The sequence below is a fragment of the Pseudoalteromonas sp. bablab_jr010 genome, from assembly GCF_016464105.1.
GTDB classification, from domain to species: domain Bacteria; phylum Pseudomonadota; class Gammaproteobacteria; order Enterobacterales; family Alteromonadaceae; genus Pseudoalteromonas; species Pseudoalteromonas simplex.
The window spans coordinates 1-895 of the sequence record NZ_JACDWV010000038.1; the positions used below are offsets into that span (position 1 = coordinate 1).

An 895-nucleotide genomic window follows, 5' to 3' on the forward strand; every position below is an offset into this window, starting at 1 on the left:
CGACGTATGGTTTCAGGACGAAGCACGATTTGGCCAGCAAAATCCGACTACGCGCATTTGGGCTGAAACAGGCACTCGGCCACGGATTGTAAAACAACAGCAATTTGACTATGGATACTTATTTGGCGCGGTATGTCCAGCCACAGGCCATACAGAAGCGTTAGTTAGCCCATTCGTAAATAAAGAAGCAATGACGCAGCATATGCGCCAGATATCACACGCGACACCTGTTGGAAGACACGCTGTCGTGATAATAGATGGCGCAGGCTGGCACACATACGATACAGCTGCAGAATTTAAAAACCTAACGCTTATAAAGCTTCCACCTTATTCACCAGAGCTAAATCCAATAGAGCAAGTATGGAGCTGGATACGACAGCATTGTTTATCCAATAGAGTGTTTTCGGGCTATGACGAAATTGTCGATGAAGTTTCAAAGGCATGGAATCACTTTATTTCAATCCCGGATCGAGTGAAGAAAATGTGCAATCGGGAATGGATTAAATTGATTTAATCTTTATGCGGAATGGTATTAGATGTCAGTTGAACTGTGTGGTTGTTTAGTACCGAGACTCCCTCAGCATTCACTCTGTTCATTCTCCAGGTAGGTTGGGTAGAGCGTAGCGAAACCCAACACGAGTTAGCGAGTTGCTAGTTAGCAAGGATAAAGTTTAAATTTCAAGGTCAAGTCTGGCGTAAGAATGGCTTCAGCAATGAATATTTTTTTTATTATTTCGGCACTGAAGTGCCTTATATGGACTCCTCCTATTGCACAATACCCTTCGTTAATTTTGTCAGACTGCGTGCTTATATGCGGGCTCATAATGAGGAGCTACCTCGGCCCTTTGATGTATTCGCGCCCTTGTGCCTCTTCTCCTACTCGGTGTTTTAACAC

At 44.1% G+C, this 895-nt stretch carries 1 protein-coding gene; it reads left to right on the forward strand.

Annotated features, from left to right (window positions below; genetic code table 11):
* On the forward strand, positions 1-514 hold a 514-nt coding region (locus tag JIG37_RS01710), incomplete at its 5' end, for an IS630 family transposase (RefSeq protein WP_199528521.1).
* Between the last annotated feature and the right edge of the window lie 381 nt (positions 515-895).